This is a genomic window from Streptomyces kaniharaensis, assembly GCF_009569385.1.
GTDB lineage: Bacteria > Actinomycetota > Actinomycetes > Streptomycetales > Streptomycetaceae > Kitasatospora > Kitasatospora kaniharaensis.
Genome location: NZ_WBOF01000006.1, coordinates 185,826 through 202,009 on the forward strand (window position 1 = coordinate 185,826; position 16,184 = coordinate 202,009).

At 72.8% G+C, this 16,184-nt stretch carries 14 protein-coding genes; 9 read left to right on the forward strand and 5 right to left on the reverse strand.

Annotation, left to right across the window (positions count from 1 at the left end):
* Nucleotides 1-3 precede the first annotated feature (3 nt).
* Nucleotides 4-1,605: an ABC-F family ATP-binding cassette domain-containing protein gene (locus tag F7Q99_RS37985; protein ID WP_326847560.1), complete on the reverse strand. Its 1,602-nt coding sequence runs from the start codon at nucleotides 1,603-1,605 to the stop codon at nucleotides 4-6.
* Between the two features lie 288 nt (nucleotides 1,606-1,893).
* On the opposite strand from F7Q99_RS37985, the gene F7Q99_RS37990 reads away from it, so the two are divergent.
* Nucleotides 1,894-2,832 (forward strand): ATP-grasp domain-containing protein, encoded by a 939-nt coding sequence (locus F7Q99_RS37990; protein WP_153471373.1) that lies wholly within the window; start codon nucleotides 1,894-1,896, stop codon nucleotides 2,830-2,832.
* A gap of 77 nt (nucleotides 2,833-2,909) precedes the next feature.
* Here the strand turns inward: F7Q99_RS37990 and F7Q99_RS37995 are convergent, their stop codons facing one another.
* On the reverse strand, nucleotides 2,910-4,247 hold the full coding sequence (locus F7Q99_RS37995) for an NAD(P)/FAD-dependent oxidoreductase (protein WP_153471376.1): 1,338 nt from the start codon (nucleotides 4,245-4,247) through the stop codon (nucleotides 2,910-2,912).
* A 498-nt stretch (nucleotides 4,248-4,745) separates the two neighbouring features.
* On the opposite strand from F7Q99_RS37995, the gene F7Q99_RS38000 reads away from it, so the two are divergent.
* From F7Q99_RS38000 to F7Q99_RS43545, 6 genes are all read left to right on the forward strand, one after another.
* Nucleotides 4,746-6,155 carry a hypothetical protein gene (locus F7Q99_RS38000; protein ID WP_153471379.1) on the forward strand — a complete coding sequence of 470 codons (1,410 nt, stop codon included), beginning with the start codon at nucleotides 4,746-4,748 and terminating at the stop codon, nucleotides 6,153-6,155.
* A gap of 68 nt (nucleotides 6,156-6,223) precedes the next feature.
* Nucleotides 6,224-7,447, forward strand: a complete 1,224-nt coding sequence (locus F7Q99_RS38005; RefSeq protein ID WP_153460101.1) for an IS30 family transposase — start codon at nucleotides 6,224-6,226, stop codon at nucleotides 7,445-7,447.
* Between the two features lie 158 nt (nucleotides 7,448-7,605).
* Complete coding sequence (locus F7Q99_RS38010; RefSeq protein WP_230211308.1) at nucleotides 7,606-8,205, forward strand: helix-turn-helix domain-containing protein; 600 nt, start codon at nucleotides 7,606-7,608, stop codon at nucleotides 8,203-8,205.
* Nucleotides 8,206-8,273: 68 nt separating this feature from the next.
* Entirely contained in the window at nucleotides 8,274-9,221 is a 948-nt protein-coding gene (gene lepB, locus F7Q99_RS38015; protein ID WP_153471384.1) for a signal peptidase I, read from the forward strand.
* A gap of 139 nt (nucleotides 9,222-9,360) precedes the next feature.
* The gene (locus F7Q99_RS38020; RefSeq protein ID WP_195911416.1) at nucleotides 9,361-9,609 is read left to right on the forward strand and encodes a hypothetical protein; all 249 of its coding nucleotides are present in this window, start codon (nucleotides 9,361-9,363) and stop codon (nucleotides 9,607-9,609) included.
* Between the two features lie 130 nt (nucleotides 9,610-9,739).
* Nucleotides 9,740-10,399 (forward strand): double zinc ribbon domain-containing protein, encoded by a 660-nt coding sequence (locus tag F7Q99_RS43545; RefSeq protein ID WP_326847561.1) that lies wholly within the window; start codon nucleotides 9,740-9,742, stop codon nucleotides 10,397-10,399.
* 75 nt (nucleotides 10,400-10,474) lie between these two features.
* On the opposite strand, the gene F7Q99_RS38030 is transcribed toward F7Q99_RS43545, so the two are convergent.
* Nucleotides 10,475-11,932, reverse strand: a complete 1,458-nt coding sequence (locus F7Q99_RS38030) for an LCP family protein (protein ID WP_230211329.1) — start codon at nucleotides 11,930-11,932, stop codon at nucleotides 10,475-10,477.
* Nucleotides 11,933-12,285: 353 nt separating this feature from the next.
* On the opposite strand from F7Q99_RS38030, the gene F7Q99_RS38035 reads away from it, so the two are divergent.
* The gene (locus F7Q99_RS38035) at nucleotides 12,286-12,654 is read left to right on the forward strand and encodes a hypothetical protein (RefSeq protein WP_153471390.1); all 369 of its coding nucleotides are present in this window, start codon (nucleotides 12,286-12,288) and stop codon (nucleotides 12,652-12,654) included.
* Nucleotides 12,655-12,695: 41 nt separating this feature from the next.
* On the opposite strand, the gene F7Q99_RS38040 is transcribed toward F7Q99_RS38035, so the two are convergent.
* Nucleotides 12,696-14,405 carry a SpoIIE family protein phosphatase gene (locus F7Q99_RS38040; RefSeq protein ID WP_195911417.1) on the reverse strand — a complete coding sequence of 570 codons (1,710 nt, stop codon included), beginning with the start codon at nucleotides 14,403-14,405 and terminating at the stop codon, nucleotides 12,696-12,698.
* A gap of 524 nt (nucleotides 14,406-14,929) precedes the next feature.
* On the opposite strand from F7Q99_RS38040, the gene F7Q99_RS38045 reads away from it, so the two are divergent.
* Nucleotides 14,930-15,436, forward strand: coding sequence for a hypothetical protein (locus tag F7Q99_RS38045; RefSeq protein WP_153471395.1), 507 nt, complete (start codon nucleotides 14,930-14,932; stop codon nucleotides 15,434-15,436).
* A 30-nt stretch (nucleotides 15,437-15,466) separates the two neighbouring features.
* Here F7Q99_RS38045 and F7Q99_RS38050 read toward each other — a convergent pair whose 3' ends face one another.
* The gene (locus tag F7Q99_RS38050) at nucleotides 15,467-16,159 is read right to left on the reverse strand and encodes a thiaminase II/PqqC family protein (protein ID WP_326847563.1); all 693 of its coding nucleotides are present in this window, start codon (nucleotides 16,157-16,159) and stop codon (nucleotides 15,467-15,469) included.
* Between the last annotated feature and the right edge of the window lie 25 nt (nucleotides 16,160-16,184).

Below are 16,184 nucleotides of genomic sequence, written 5' to 3' on the forward strand. Positions count from 1 at the left end.
GGCTCACGAGAGCCCGACGAGCTCCAGGTAGGAGTCGTTCCACAGGTCCTCGTCCCCGTCCGGCAGCAGCAGGACGCGGTCCGGCCGGAGCGTCTCGATCGCGCCCGGGTCGTGGGTGACCATCAGGATCGCGCCCGGGTAGGTGCCGACCGCCGCCAGGACCTCGGCCCGGGAGGCCGGGTCGAGATTGTTGGTGGGTTCGTCGAGGAGCAGGACGTTGGCGCCGGAGTGGACGAGTCCGGCCAGCGCCAGCCGGGTCTTCTCGCCGCCCGACAGGACGCCGGCCGGCTTGTCTGCGTCGTCGCCACGGAACAGGAACGCGCCGAGGACGTGCCGCAGTTCGCCGTCGGTGAGGCCGGGTGCGGCCTGGGCGAGGTTCTCCCGGACGGTGCGCGCGGGGTCGAGCGTGTCGTGCTCCTGTGCGAAGTAGCCGAGCCGCAGCCCGGGCCCGGGGACGACCCGCCCGGTGTCCGGCCTCGCGTGGCCGGCCAGGATCCGCAGCAGGGTGGTCTTGCCGGCGCCGTTGACGCCGAGGATCACCAGCCGGGTGCCCCGGTCGACGGCGAGGTCGAGTCCGGTGAGGACGGGCCGGCCCGCGTACGCCTTGGTGAGGCTGATCGCGCCCAGCGGCATCCGGCCGCAGGGCGCGGGCTCGGGCAGCCGGATCCGTGCGGTGCGCTCGGCGCGCCGGACGGGCTCCAGCTCGGAGAGCATCCGGCCGGCGCGCCGCGCCATGCTGCGGGCGGCGGTCGCGGTGGCGACGTTGGCCCGCATCTTGTCGGCCTGGGCGTTGAGGGCGGCGGCCTTGCGCTCCGCGTTGGCCCGCTCGCGGGTGCGGCGGCGCTCGTCGGCCTCGCGCTGTGCGAGGTAGGCCTGCCAACCGGTGTTGTGGACGTCGATCGCGCCGCGCTGCGGGTCGAGGTGAAAGACCCGGTTGAGGGTGTCGGAGAGCAGGTCGACGTCGTGGCTGATCAGCACGAGCCCGCCCGGGTGACCGGCGAGGAAGCCCCGCAGCCAGAGGACCGAGTCCGCGTCCAGGTGGTTGGTGGGTTCGTCGAGCAGCAGGGTGCCGTGGTCGGCGAACAGGATCCGGGCCAGCTCGACCCGGCGCCGCTGGCCGCCGGACAGCGCGCCGACGGGGCCGTCCATGACCCGGGCGGGCAGCCCGAGCCCGCCCGCGACCCGGGCGGCCTCGGCCTCCGCCGCGTAGCCGCCGCGGGACTGGAACGCGGCCTCGGCCCGCACGTACGCGTCCATCGCGCGGCGCTCGGCGGCCGGGCTGTCCGCCCCCGTCATCGCCTCCTCGGCGGCCCGCAGCGCGCGGACGGCGGCGTCCAGGCCGCGGGCGGACAGGATGCGGTCGGTGACGGTGACGGCCGGGTCGGCGGCCCGGGAGTCCTGCGGGAGGTAGCCGACGGCGCCGGTGCGGGTGACCGTCCCGGCCGCGGGCGCCAACTGCCCCGCGAGGGTGGCGAGCAGGGTGGTCTTGCCGGCACCGTTGCGGCCGACCAGGCCGATCCGGTCGCCGGGGGCGATGTGCAGGCTGACGTCGGACAGGAGGAGTCGGGCGCCGACGCGCACGTCGACACCATGGGTGGTGATCACGGGATAACGCTCCGAAACAGCGAATGGACACACGGGTGGCGTGAAGGTGGGTCCGTCGCTAGGAAATTCGGGGCGTAGACATGCGGCGAGGGTAGCGGGGCATGCGGAGCATCCGCATCGGAGTTAACGGCCCGGATCCGACGCCCGGACCGACGGTGCGGGCTACGGCACGGATCGGCGGCGCGAACTGACGGTTCGGATCGACGGCGTGGTTTCGGCCACGGGAGCGCCGTGGTGGCGCACGGAGCTGTCTTGTCGGGGCGCGGGCCGATCGCTTCCATGGTGCGCATGGGCCGACGCGACCTTGTGCTTCTGACCGATCACAGCTCGATTGAGGGCAGCCGGGAGGTGATGGCCACGGCCGTACGGACCGTCACCGGTGGGGCGCCCGTCCTGCTCGACGCCCGGCACTTCATGACCGCCGGCGCCGACCTGCCTCCCGGCACCGGCCGGATCGAGGCCGGCGGCGCCGGCGGAGTGCGGCTGGAGGCCGACGGCCACGTCGTGACCACGGACACGGTGGTGGTCTACGAGATCCCGCCGCACCGGCGCCGCGCGTTCGCGCACTGCCAACGGCTGCTGCGCGCGCACGGCGTCCGCTCGCTCGGCGCCGACGCCCGGGCCTGGCGGGCGGCTACCGAGAAGGACGTGACGGTCGCGTGCTTCACCCGCGACGGCATCCCGCACATGCCCACGATCACGCTCTCCGGCCCGAGCCCGGAAGCCGCCGCCGAGGCCTTCGAGCGGCTCGGCGGCGACGTCTGGGCCCGGCCCTGCGTGGGCATGGGCGGCGACGACGTCTTTCATGTCACCACCCGCGCCCAACTCGCCGCCGCCGCACGGCACTACGCCGACTACGGAGCGGACTGGCTGATCGCCCGGGACGCCCGGAACTTCACCGCGGACGGTCGCCGGCACCAGTACCGGGTGGTGGTGCTCGGCGGCCGGGTCGTCCGCGCGGTGGAACACGTCCAGCCGGACCCCGACGCGCCGTGCAACGAGTCCCGGGGCGCCGCCTGCATCATGCTCCACATCGACGAACTGCCATCGGGCCTGGGCGAGTTGGCGGTAGCCGCAGCCAAGTCCCTCGGGTTGCCGCTGGCCGGCGTCGACCTCGCGGCCGAGAGCGGTGGCGTGGTCTTCGAGGTCAACGTCCACCCGGCCTTCGGCCGGCGAGGCCTGGAGCAGGTCGCCGTCCCGTACGTCGCCGCGCATCTCGCACCCTAGACCGCGAACCTCCCACGCTCGATCGCGTACGTCTCGCCCTCGACCGTGTACCGCGCACCGCATTCCCCGGATGCGGGTCAGCCGCGCAGGATCGCCCCGAGCATCGTCGGGCGGAACAGCAGGGTCGGCGGGGCGACCAGGGACATCACCTCGTGGAAGGCCGCGGCCACCGCCGTGTCGTGGGTGGCGGCCGCGAGGACTTTGTCCAGGAAGGCGTGCTGCACCTTGAGCATGGCGCCGGACGGGCCGCCGGTGGTCGCGGCGAAGCGGACGTCCTCGGTGCAGGACATCACCCACGGGTTCTTCGACACCGCCGCGACCGCGCGCCGGGCGTCCCGGGCGGTGGCGTGGCCGATGCCGCCGTGCCGCAGCGCCGCGCGGCGCAGGACCTGGGCGTTCAGCAGGGAGACGGTGATGCCCTGGCCGTACACGGGGTTGAAGGTGCACGAGGCGTCGCCGACGGCGACCAGTCCCTCGGGGGATCGGCGCTCGTAGTGGCGCCGCACGCCCGGGCCGGGGACGAAGCCGCGTACCTCGCTCGCGGGCTCGGCGTCGAGCAGGGCCTCGCGGATGCTCGGGTCGCGCAGCAGCGCGAGCTGCCGGTCGAACCCGGCCTCGCCCGGTTCGGGTTCGGCGCCGCGCATGCCGGCCACGCTGACGATCCAGCGGTCGCCCTCGACCGGGAGCAGCACGCCCAGGTGGGGGGCGTCCGGGGCCTTGGTCTGCAGGTAGATCGCCTTGCATCCGAGGTCCGCGCCGGCCGGGCGGTGGAACAGCCGGGAGGCGTAAGCGACACCCGCGTCCACCCGTTCCTCGGGCACCGGCGGGCAGCCGAGCTCGGCCAGCCAGCCCGCGATCGGGGTCGAGCGTCCGGCCGCGTCCACCACCAACTCTGCCGGGATCTCGCGGACTTCGCCGCGCTCCGGACCGCGTTCGCGGACCTTGACACCGGTCACCGTGCGGGCCGAGCCGAGCAGCCCGACCACGTCGGTGCCTTCCAGGAACTCGATCGACGGCTCGGTGCGGACGCGGTCGAGGACGGTCCTGTCCAGCACCGGCCGGGTGCACGAGAGGAAGGCCATCTGCGCTGGGTAGTCCGCCATCCACCCCGCCGAGCTGAGCCAGCGCAGGTCACCCGAAACGGCGACCTTGGTGGCGCCCGCATCCGTCAACTCCTGCTTGATGCCGGGCATCAGCTCCTCCAGGGCCCGGTGCCCCGCCTCCAGCACCAGGTGCGCGTGCCGCCCCTGCGGCACCCCGGCCCGGAACGCCAGCTCCGCCGGATAGCGGTCCCGCTCCACCACCACGATGCGCTCGGCATATCCGCGCAGGGCCCACGCCGCCACCGTCCCGGCCAGCCCGCCGCCGATCACCACCGCCGTGCCCCGCCCGGGGGCCGTCTCCGAAGAAGTCATGACACGTAGCGTAGTTGCGCGTCGGGCCCGTCGTAATCGCTCTGCTTCCACGAACACACGCCACGGTTCGCCTACTGACACTGGGAAGGCCGGAGAGAGCTGACGGCCTCCTGACCAAAGGCATCGCCGGACACCGAGACGCAGCGGCGTCAGAGAGGCAGTACCAGCGACGCAACGCCCGAGGAACGGTGCGCTAAGAACTCGTCAAGATCGGCGCCCGGCCGTGTCAAGGAGACGTCAGAAGGCGTCTGATCGACGACGACGCAGGAATAGCGTCGTCGGGCGAAGAGAAACGGTTCTGCCACGGCGTCACGACGAAGCCCGAGCGGACCGTGCAACGGGGGAGAGGGACAAGCGGTCATGACCACGGCGGCTACCAGCGGAACAGCCACGTCGGAGGCGCCTTCATCAGGAGCCGATCCGGCCCCACCACGGCCCGCCGGAGCACAGCTCCCGCACCCCCTTCCGGCGGGCCTCGCCATCCGCCTCAAGGAGGGCGTGCGCCAGGTCGGCAGCAGCGCCTACTGGACCACGCCGCGCCTCGTCCGCGGCCTCACCGCACTGAGCCTCGCCACCCTGGTCGGCCTCGGCGCGACCGCCACCACCGTCCTCGGCGGCGTCCGCGACGGCACCGACACCATCGGCCATCGTGCCGCCCCGCAGGCGACCCGTGCCGCCGACCTCTACTTCGCGCTCAGCGACATGGACGCCCAGGCCGCCAACCTGCTGCTGGTCGGGGCGGATCCCGACCTCGCCGCCATGCGCAGGACCACGCTGGACACCTACGAGCAGCGCCGCGCGCAGGCCGACGACGACCTCCAGCAGGCCGCCCAGGCCGCCGCCGACGACCCGGGCGAGCAGCGCGCCGTCCAGCGCGTGCTCGGCCAGCTCGGCAGCTACGAGGCCCTGGTGGCCCGCGCCCAGCTGTTGGAGGAGCAGGCCAAGGCCCCGGCCGGGAAGCCCTCCGAGGACGCCCTGGCGGCCTACCGGCAGGCCACCGACCTGCTGCGCCAGCAGCTGCTGCCGGCGGCCGACCAGGTCACCCACGCCAGCGAGGACACCGTCGACCGCGTCTACACCCGGCAGCGCGCCGACCTGGACAGCGGCTGGTGGCAGCTGGCCGCCGTGGGCGTGTTCGCGCTCGCCGCCCTGCTGGGGCTCCAGCGGGCCCTCGCCCTGCGCTACCGGCGCGTAGTCAACCCGGCGCTGGCCGCCGTCACCCTGCTCACCGGCATCGTCCTCGTGATCGGCCTGGACCTGGTGTCACGGGCCGACGACCACCTGGTGACCGCCAAGAGCAACGCCTACGACTCGGTGATCGCGCTCAGCCGCGCCCGCGCCGTCGCGTTCGACATGAACGCCGACGAGAGCCGCTACCTCACCGACCCGGCCCGCGCGGTCGCCTACGAGCAGAGCTTCCTCGACAAGACGCAGGCGATCGTCCGCTTCGACGGCGCCACCGTCGCCGGGTACAACGGCCAGCTGGCGTCGGCCGTCGACAGGCACCGTGCCGACCGCTCGGTGCCGTTCGGCGGGTATCTCGGGACGGAACTGCGCAACGTCACCTTCCGTGGCGAGCAGGAGGCCGCCGAGCGGGTGCTGGCAGCCTTCCAGGCCTACCAGCAGGACGACCGCAAGATCCGCGATCTGCGCAACGACGGAAAGCTGAAGGAGGCGGTGACCCTCAACACCGGGCTGGCGCCGGGCCAGTCCAACTACGACTTCGACCAGCTGAGCAAGGCGATGGGGGACACCATCGCGGTCAACGGCCGGGCGATGGACGAGGCCATCGCCGCCACCGACAGCGACCTCGACGGCACCACCGCAGGCCTGGCGGTGGGTGCGCTGGCGGTGGCACTCGCTCTCACCGCGCTCGGAGTACGCCCGCGGCTGCGCGAGTACCGGTAGATCGCAAGGGCCCGGTGGCGAACCTTGGGTTCTAGGAGTCGTGGCAACACCCCAGTTCAGGGGATGCATTGGACTTCGAGATCCGCAAGGACCGGACGGCCCAGGGGCCTGTGAAGCTGCGCCGGGAACGGGAGGCATACTCCCGGCTCATGCAGCAGGGCTACACGAACACCGAGGCGTGCCGGATCGTCGGCATCGCCCGCCGGACCGGCCAGAAGTGGCGTCACGGCCGCGGAGCCGAGCAGCGGCAGAAGGCGGCACCACCGATTCGCATGGTGGTGCCGCCTTCCGGTGTCTCCCGGTATCTGAGCGAGGACGAGCGGATCCACATCGCCGACCGGCTGCGGGAGAAGGCCACCGTGCGGGCCATCGCCGCGGAGCTGGGCCGCAGTCCGTCCACCATCAGCCGGGAGATCCGCCGCAACCGCACCGAGGGCACTCGCGGGCAGTGGCACTACCGTCCGCACGCCGCCCAGGCCAGGGCGGACGCTCGCCGGCCCCGCCCCAAGGCCCGCAAGATCACCGAGAACCCCGAGCTGCACGCCGCCGTCCAGGCGATGCTGGACGAGCAGTGGAGCCCGGAGCAGATCTGCCACGCTCTACGTCGACAGTTCCCCGACCGGCCGGAGATGCACGTGGTCCACGAGACCGTCTACCAGGCGCTCTACGTCCAGGGCCGAGGCGAGCTGCGGCGCGAGCTCGCCGGTGCCCTGCGCTCAGGCCGGGCCCGCCGCAGGCCCCAGCGGCAGGCCAACTGCCGGCGTTCCCGCTTCACCGACCCGATGGTCATGATCAGCGAGCGCCCCGCCGAGGCCGAGGACCGGGCCGTCCCCGGCCACTGGGAGGGCGATCTGATCCTCGGCAAGGAGCACAAGTCCGCGATCGGCACCCTGGTCGAGCGTTCGACCCGCTACGTGATGCTGCTGCACCTGCCCGGCGACCACACCGCCGAGACCGTCCGCGACGCCCTAGTGGCCACCGCCCGGACACTCCCGGTCCAGCTGAAGCGGTCCCTGACCTGGGACCAGGGCAGCGAGATGGCCAGGCACGCGGAGTTCAGCCTGGCCACCGACATCCCGGTCTACTTCTGCGACCCGGCCAGTCCCTGGCAGCGCGGCTCCAACGAGAACACGAACGGCCTGCTGCGGCAGTACTTCCCCAAGGGCACCGACCTGTCGGTCCACACGCCCGAGCACCTGGCCGCCGTCGCCGACCAGCTCAACCGCCGCCCACGCAAAACGCTCGGCTGGGAAACCCCAGCCGAGCGTCTGGCTAAACTCCTCGCGGCCTAGACAACCGACCACGTGTTGCAACGACCACTAGAAACCGCCAACGAGCCGTCACCGGGCCCCCTATGACCGTCCAAGCTCATTCTCGGCGTCGGGTCGGTTTCGAGGCCCCGAGTGTGCCGGTTTGACAAACACCCTTGCCGCGTCGGCGAATGGCGGGTATGGCCGACGACGCAGACTTCGAGAACGTCCTGAACACGGTGGGGCCCCGACTGCGGGCGCTGCGGCGCGAGCGCGGCACCACGCTCGCCAAACTGGCCGCCGCCACCGGGATCTCGCTCAGCACCCTCTCCCGGCTGGAGTCCGGGCAGCGCAAGCCGACCCTGGAACTGCTGCTGCCGCTGGCCCGGGAGTACCGGGTGCCGCTGGACGAACTGGTCGGCGCCCCGGCCACCGGCGACCCGCGGATCCATCCGCGCCCGGTGACCAGGAACGGTCAGACGATCGTGCCACTCACCCGCCACCTCGGCGGCATGCACGCCTACAAGCACATCATGCCGCCGGGGCACGGCGCCGGGCCCGAGCCGGAGTTGAAGGTGCACGAGGGCTACGAGTGGCTGTACGTGCTGTCCGGCCGGCTGCGGCTGATGCTCGGGACGCACGACCTGGTGCTGGCCGCGGGGGAGGCGGCCGAGTTCGACACCCGCACCCCGCACGCCTTCGGCAACGCCGGCTCGCAGCCGGTGGAGTTCCTCAGCCTGTTCGGTCCGCAGGGCGAGCGGATCCACGTCCGTGCCCGCCCGGGAACCTCTGTTCGGTAGGTTCGTTTCCTGACTGCGGGGTTTCCGATGCGGAGCCCCCGCCAGGCCGTTCGGGAGGGGCCGAGGAGATGAGTGTCGAGCAGAGCACGGGGACCGGTGACAGCGGTGGGGCCGGAGCAGACGGCACCATCGTCGACGGGGAGTCAGCCGACGGGAAGTCCGCGGATTCGACGGGCACTGACGGAAGTAGTGCTGACAGCAAGGGCGCTGACGGCAAGGAGAAGAAGAAGCGTCCGTTCTGGCAGGAGTTGCCGATTCTCCTCGTGATCGCCCTTTTGCTCTCACTCGGCATCAAGACCTTCTTCGTCCAGGCCTTCTCGATCCCGTCCGGCTCGATGGAACAGACGCTCGCGGTGGGCGACCGGGTGCTGGTCGACAAGTTCACCCCCTGGTTCGGCGCGAAGCCCGAGCGCGGCGAGGTGGTCGTCTTCCGCGACCCGGGCGGCTGGCTGGAGGGGGCGCCGAAGCGGTCGGACGACGGGGTGACGGGCGCGATCCAGACGGCGCTGAGTGCGGTCGGCCTGATGCCCTCGGCGGACGAGAAGGACCTGATCAAGCGAGTGATCGCGGTCGGCGGGGACACCGTCGAGTGCAAGAAGGGCAGCCCGCTGAAGGTGAACGGCGTCGTGCTCGACGAGCCGTACCTCTACCCCGGGTCGACGCCCTGCGACAACGACCCGGTCGGCACCGTCGTCGTCCCCGAGGACCACCTGTGGGTGATGGGCGACCACCGGAACAACTCGCGCGACTCCCGGCCGCACCACAACGAGACGGGTGACGGCTTCGTCCCGGTGGACAACGTCGTCGGCCGGGCCTTCGTGGTCGCGTGGCCGATCTCGCGCTGGGACACCCTGCCGGTGCCGGACACCTTCGACCAGAAGAGGCTCGCCGCGCCGTCCCTGCCGGAGGCGCCGTCGGGCCCGGGTGCCGCGGCGCTGGCCGCGGCCGTGCCGCTGACCCTGTGGCGGCGCCGTCGCCGGGCCCGCCGCGGAGCTGAGGCCGCGCCGCGGAGCTGAGGCCGCGCCGCAGGGGCTTGTGCCGGACTCCGCCCGCACCCCTCTACACGCCTGTAGAGTTCCGGGTGAGCTGCACGCCTGGCCGCGTGGCTCCCGACTCGGGGAGGCCGCCGGCCATGTCCGGGTCGGAGGCGGAACCGTGGTGGAGAGTCGGCGCAGTCCTGCGGACGGCGGGGAACCAGCGGACTCGGACGTCCAGTGGGTCTACCAGCCGGTCGAGGTGCACCTCGCGGACGGGTCCTGGGCGCTCGGCCGGATCAGCGGGTGGTGGCAGGACACGGGCGGGGACCGGTGGTGCCGGCTGCGGCTGACCCGGACCGGGCGCCCGGCCCGCTGGGAGCCGTTCGACCCGGCCCGGGTGGTCCTGCTGCCGGTCGCGGGGCTCTGAAGGTCGATGCCGGGGCACTGAAAAACGGCACAGGGTCTGGCGGAACCGGGTCGGTCCATGCGAACGTCCCTCCCGGCGCGGCCGCCGCCGGGAGGACCGCCGACATGCCACTTCAGCGACCGGGGACGACGTGAGTTCCGAGATCTACTTCAGCAACAACTACCGCGACCTCTGCGAGCAGCACGGGACCGGAGCGGGCTTCCAGTTCGAGTTCTACTGCTCGCGCTGCTCCGACACCTGGCGGTCGCCGTTCGAGGCGTTCACCACGGGCCAGGTGGCCGGGTGGATCGGCAAGGGCGTCAACGCCGCCTGGAACCTCATCGGTGGCAACGCCAACACCCTCAGCAGTGCCGCGGACGGCCTGGCCGGCCACACCTGGGGCGGCGCGCGCGACGCCGCGTTCCAGCGCGCGATCTCCAACGCCCAGTCGCACTTCAACCGTTGCGCGCGGTGCACCTCCTACGTCTGCGGCCGGTGCTTCGACCCGGGCCAGGGCCTGTGCCACAACTGCGCCCCGGACACGGCGGCCGAGGCGATGGCGGCGCAGCGGCGCGGGCTCAACGACATGGTCTCCGAGCGCGCCTACAACGTCGGCCAGCAGTCCGGTGCCGAGTTCGACGTGCAGACACCGCGCCAACTGGTCTGCCCGCAGTGCCAGACGGAGACGCACGGCACGCCGTTCTGCCCGGGCTGCGGCCACCGGCTCGCGCAGCCGGTGCAGTGCGTGCAGTGCCACAAGGACGTGCCCGAGGGCGCCGCGTTCTGCCCGTCGTGCGGTACCCGGCGCTGAGGCATTTCCACCGGAGGAGCGCCCCCGGGTTCCGGCCAGGGGGCGCGCTCCCTTTGAAAGTGTGGTGTGGGGGGATCAGCCGTAGGAGATGTTGGCGCAGGGGTCCTCGTCGGCCGAGCGCGCGGTGTTGCTGACGCTGGTCGGCAGCGGCGCGGGGGCGGTGGGTGCCGCGCCGCTCGGCGGGGTGGTGGCCGAGGCGGCGGCGAAGTCGTGGCCGAGCACGACGCTCAAGCCCTTGCCGCCGGGCTGGACGGTGGCGCCCGGGAAGAGCTTGGCGACCGCCTCGGCGCCGGCCCGCTCGCCGGTGCCGTACTCGACCACGGTGGTGGCCCGGGCCTTGCCGCCGGCGTTGCCTATCGTGCCGACGGTGTAGCCGGCACCCTTGAGGGTCTCCGCGGCCTTGCCGCCGAGACCGGCCGCTGTGGTGCCGTTGAGGATGGCGACCGGCGTCCTGACGTCGGCGGCCCGGGCAGGCGACTCGGCGGCCGCCGCGGTGGTGGGGGCGCCCGCCGGTGCGGTCGTCGCGGCCGGGGCGGCGGGATCGGTGGCCGCGCCGCCCGGGGCGCTCGCGTCCTGACCGTCCAGCGTGCGATCGGCCCTGAGCGCGGCCCACAGCTGGTCGACGTCGGGGTGGAGCAGGGCGACGCGCGCGCCCTCGTAACGCCAGGGGGTGGTTACGAACTTGACGTCGTGCAGGTCGACGTCCTTGATCGACGTGGCGAAGGCGAGCAGTTTGGCGGCCGATCCGAGGTCGGGGTCGACGGTCAGCGCCTTGGTGGCCGCGTCGGCGAGCGGCAGCAGCGTGGTCGGGTCCATGCCGCGGGACTTGACCTCCTTGATGAGGGAGGAGAGGAAGGCCTGCTGGCGCTTGGTGCGGCCGATGTCGGAGCCGTCGCCGATGCCGTGGCGGACGCGCACGAAGTCGAGCGCGGACTGGCCCTCGACCTTCTGCTTGCCCTTGGCGAAGAGCAGTTTGCCCTTGTGGCCCAGGTTGGGGTTGAGGTCGCCCTCGTGGATGTCGTTCGGCAGGCAGACCTCGACGCCGCCGACCGCCTTGGTCATCGCGGCGAAGCCGCTGAAGTCGACGACGATGGTGTGGTCGACGCGCAGGTTGGTGAGCTTCTCGACGGCGTTCTGGGTGCAGGCCGGGTTGCCCTGCTCGGTGTCGCCCACCGAGAAGGCGCTGTTGAACATCACATTGGTCTGCTCCTTGGTCCACTTGCCGTTCGGGAGCTTGCACGGCGGGATGGTGACCAGGGAGTCGCGCGGGATCGAGATGCCGGCCGCGTGCTTGTGGTCGGCGTAGACGTGCAGCAGGATCGCGGTGTCGGAGCGGGCGCCGCCGTCCCCGCCGCCGCCGAGGTCGCTGTTGCCGTTGCCCCGGCTGTCCGAGCCGATCAGCAGGATGTTGACCGGGGTGCGTCCCTGCGCGTCGGGCGGCGCGGCGGCCGGGCGGTCCTTGCTGACGGCGTCGCGGTCGAAGGTCGTGATGTTGCTGTTCAGCTTGTAGTAGACGGCGCCGGCGCCCAGCATGAGCAGGGCCGTACCGCCGGCGGTCACCCAGAGCACCTTCTGCTTGGTGCTGCGCCCGGCCTTGGGTTTGGCGCGTCGCACCTCCGCCCGGGTCGGCGTTTTTTCGGCTCCGGGGGAACCCCTGCGACCAGCCACGTCGTCATCCTCCACAGTTGCCACGAGACCCCGTCGGAGCGGCGGGCGCGCGTGGCCGGGGCCGGAGCCGAACCCGGCGAGGCCCGTCGCTAAACTTTTACACCACTGTAGAACTTCAGTGGAGCATACTAGGCGTCGGTGAGAAAACCAGCTGGTCAGGCAGGCAGATCTGATCGGCCGGTCCATCGGCGCCGCTCCGGACCAGTACGAGGAGCACGATGACTCACCGGATCGCACGTTCGATAGCCGGAGCCCTGGTGGCACTGCTGGCCACCGCCGGCCTCACCGCCGCGGCGTCGAGCGCGACCGCGGTGGCCGCACCCCGGCCGGCGGCGGTGGCCGCCGCCACGACCGGTGGCGCCCCCGCCTCGATCGTCGCGGCTCAGGGCGAGCAGGCCCGGCCGGTCGCGCAGGCCGCGCCCGCGGCGCACCTGGCGGTGCAGCAACAGCAGAAGAAGAAGTCGGGGTTCTTCGCCAAGCTCGGCAAGTTCCTGCTGGTCGTGATCATCCTGATCATTCTGTTCATCGTGCTGCTGATCGTCGGCATCATTTACGCCGCGAAGCGGATCTTCGGTCGCCGCAGGTGACGGCCCGGGCGCTCGCCGGGGCGTGACGGGCAGGGCTGGCTCTAGCGTGCGCGGGGGCGGGCGGCCAGGAGAGCGATGTCGTCCTCCGCGGCGGCGGGGGTGAGGGCGTGGAGGACGGCGTCGAGGAGGTCGTCGAGCTCGCCCTCGGCGGGGAGCTGGATCGCGGCGAGGCGGGCGAGGGAGGCGTCGATGTCCTCGTCGCGGCGTTCGACCAGGCCGTCGGTGTAGAGGAGCAGGGTCTGGCCCGGTTTCAGCGGGTGGGTGATCTGCTCGTAGCCGCCGAGGCCGGTGCCGAGCGGGGGCGCGGTGGGAACGCGCAGGAGTTCGGTGGGGCGGCCGGGCGCGATGAGCGCGGGCGGGAGGTGGCCCGCGCTGGAGAGGGTCCAGCGGCCTCGGCCCGGGTCGGCGAGGACCAGCAGGCAGGTGGCGGGGCGGGCCGACTCGTTCGCGGAGATGACGTTGTCGAGCTGGCGCAGGATGCGGTGCGGCGGCAGGTCCATACCGGCGACGTCGCGCAGCGTCGAGCGGTAGTTGCTCATGTCGACGGCCGCCTCGACCCCGTGGCCCATGACGTCGCCCATCACCAGCAGCGTGCGGCCGAACGGCAGCCGGACCGTCTCGTACCAGTCGCCGCCGACCACCGAGGCGGTGCCGGAGGGCAGGTAGCGGGAGGCGAGCTCGAGGTTCTGGTGCGGGTTGCCGGGTTCGCTGAGCAGGGCCCGCTGGAGTTCGAGCGCGATGCCCTGGGAGCGGGTGAAGCGGCGGGCGTTGTCGATGCTGGTGGCGGCCCGGGCGGCGAGGTCGCCGAGCAGGTCGGCCTCGTCCTGGGCGAAGGCGGGGACGGCGGCGGTTCGGCCCAGGGTGAGCAGGCCGATGACCCGGCCCCGGGCGGCGAGCGGCAGGACGAGCATCGAGGCGAGGCCGTCGGCGTACTCGCTCCCGTCGGCGAGGACGGCGATACCGCCAGCGAGGCTGCGTGCGCCCGCGGAGCCCTCGTGGTGGCGTACGGACTCGCCGGGGCGGGCCAGTTCGGCGAGGGCGGTGTGCAGCGCGGGGACGGATTCGGCGGCGGCCCGGTGCAGGCGCTGGGCGCCGGCGCGGCCGGTGCGGATGGCGGTGGCCTCCGGTGGCAGGACGTCGACGGTGACGAGTTCGGCGAGTCCGGGGACGCTGAAGGCCGCGAGCTCGGCGCAGGTGGTGTCGACGTCGAGGGTGGTACCGATGCGCTCGGCGGCGGAGTCCAGGAGGGCCAGGCGCGCGCGGGCCTGTTCCAGTTCGCGGAGCTGCTCCCGGGCGGCGGGGTCGTCGAGGACGACGACGACCACCCCGGTGGTCCGCCCGGCGCGCTCCAGCGGCCGGTATCGCACGCGCAGGCCGGGCGGCACTGGAGCGCCCGGGGCACCGGGGTCGCCGGTGACGTGTTCGCGGTCGTGGCCGTCGGTGAGCACCTGGCGCAGGGTGGCGGCGGTGCCCGCGAAGGCGGTGCCCTCGGCGGGGCGGCCCAGCAGGTCGGCGCGGCGCAGGCCGGTGACCTCGGTGAACGCGTCGTTGGCGTACTGCCACCGCAACCGGTCGTCGAGCAGTGCCACCCCCACCGGGGCGGCGGTGAGGACGTCGCGAAGCAGATAAGGGCTGTCGCTCTCGGTCATCGCGCCGTGGCTCGCGGCTAGGGCCGCCGCTGCCGCCATGGACCGGGCCTCGGTCGTAGCGGGCGGGGTGTCCTCTGCTCGGTTGCCGTGCCGGAACTGCATACGCCCATGATCACGCTCTTCGGGGCGGCGCGCCCATAAGAGGATGAAAACTTGACCACCGGGAACCGGTGTGGTGGCCCGAGCGACCCTGCCAGTCCGCATCGCGATTCGCGTGCGCGTGCACGCAAGTGCCCGGAGTGTGCACACGCGCATACACGTCCGAAGGCCTGTGTGGACACCGCCACCACCACGATCGTTTCTCATCGGCACCTCCTTCTCGCATTGGCCGCGCCGCCGCCGCGGCCCGCGCCGATCGCCGAGGCACGGACCGCGGAGCGGCTGCCGTTCCGGATCCAGCCCTCGGCGCCGGCCGTTCGCGGCACCGGGCCGGCCGACCTGGACGGTTCGGCGGTGGAGGCGATGACGTGGGCCGGCTGGCGGGCTGACGGCTCGTCGGGGGAGATAAACCCGCGGCGGCCGGTAGGTCTCGATCCGTCAACGAGTGTGGAAGCTGTGCACGGATGGTGTGGGAGTTCTGCTTGAATCGCAGGCCTCATCCCAACGGAACGGAGCGTTCTCCCCTCATGTCTTCACGGATACGCGTGGGCCGCCGCACCGGCCGAGGTGGCCGCTCGGGCCTGGCCGCCGTCGTCGCCGGACTCGTCCTCACCGTCGGCCTGGCGCTGACCGGTTGCGACCCGTCGGCCGCGGACGGCGGTGCCAAGGCCTCGGCGACGGCGGTGGTCACCTCCGCACCGGCCACGGCGAAGCCGACGCCCGCGCCGCCGACCACCACGCCGCCGCCCGCACCGAGCACGCCGGCGGCGCAGCCGACCACGGCCGCACCGCAGGCGCCCGCCACCAAGGCCCCGCAACCCAAGGTCACCACGGCGCAACCGCCGACCGACCCGGAACCGCAGCAGACCGTGGCCTCAGGAGGAGGCGGCTGCGAGATCCGCTCCAGCGCGGGCAACTGCTATGAAGCGGGCCAGTTCTGCCGCAACGCCGATCTCGGTCGGAGCACCCACGACGCGAGCGGTCGGGTGATCACCTGTCGGATCGTCAGCGGGAAGCCGCACTGGCAGGCCTGAGCACCGTTCACCACGCCGGACGCCGCGCGCTCAGTCGGCCGCAGATGCTGCGAGGGTGTCCCAGAACAGGTGCTCGTACGCCTGGAGCAGCAGCGCGTACTCGCGGGCGGCGGCGAGCGTCGGGCCGTCCAGCGGGTCCGGCCCGAGGGCGTCGGCGGCCTGCTGCTCCAGGGCGGTGGCGGGCTGGGCGAAGAAGTCGAAGAACGCGCACGCCTCGTCCGGGAAGTCGTAGTGGCAGCGCAGAGCCTCACCGATGGTGGCGCAGTAGCCGCCCCAGGCCGCGAAGTTGGTGATCATGGCGACCGTGGCGGAGGCGGGGCGGGCGTTCAGGGCGAGCCAGGCGAGGAACGCGGGGTAGGCCTGGCACCCGGGCAGCGGCGGGCGGGCCGGGGGGCTGTCCGGAGTCGGGCCGCTCGGGTCGAGGCTTCTCGGGTCGAGGCCGCACGCGGCGGCCAGTGCGGGCAGGGTGCGCAGCGCGGCGCTCTCGCCGTCGGCGAGGGTGGCGAACCACGCGCCGGCCGGGCGGTCGGCGCAGCGGGTGGCGAGGAGCAGCAGGCTGCGCCGGTCGGAGGTGATGATCCGGTACTGCTGGGCGGCGAGTTCGGCGAGCGTGCCGAGCGGGGCACGGCCGTCGGCGAGCGCCGTGACGAGCGTGGGCGCGGTGTCGCCGGGAGCCAACTCGGCGCGCAGCTGCTTGATCTGAGTGAGGATCGGGTGGTTCACCAAGTGCCTCCGTGGCGCTGCGGGG

Coding starts and splice junctions, on each gene's coding strand:
- F7Q99_RS37995 (WP_153471376.1), bottom strand. CDS start 4,247: ATGACTTCTTCGGAGACGGCCCCCGGGCGGGGCACGGCGGTGGTGATC.
- F7Q99_RS38040 (WP_195911417.1), bottom strand. CDS start 14,405: ATGCAGTTCCGGCACGGCAACCGAGCAGAGGACACCCCGCCCGCTACG.
- F7Q99_RS38010 (WP_230211308.1), top strand. CDS start 7,606: ATGGCCGACGACGCAGACTTCGAGAACGTCCTGAACACGGTGGGGCCC.
- F7Q99_RS38045 (WP_153471395.1), top strand. CDS start 14,930: ATGTCTTCACGGATACGCGTGGGCCGCCGCACCGGCCGAGGTGGCCGC.
- lepB (WP_153471384.1), top strand. CDS start 8,274: ATGAGTGTCGAGCAGAGCACGGGGACCGGTGACAGCGGTGGGGCCGGA.
- F7Q99_RS38035 (WP_153471390.1), top strand. CDS start 12,286: ATGACTCACCGGATCGCACGTTCGATAGCCGGAGCCCTGGTGGCACTG.
- F7Q99_RS37990 (WP_153471373.1), top strand. CDS start 1,894: ATGGGCCGACGCGACCTTGTGCTTCTGACCGATCACAGCTCGATTGAG.
- F7Q99_RS38030 (WP_230211329.1), bottom strand. CDS start 11,932: ATGCTGGGCGCCGGCGCCGTCTACTACAAGCTGAACAGCAACATCACG.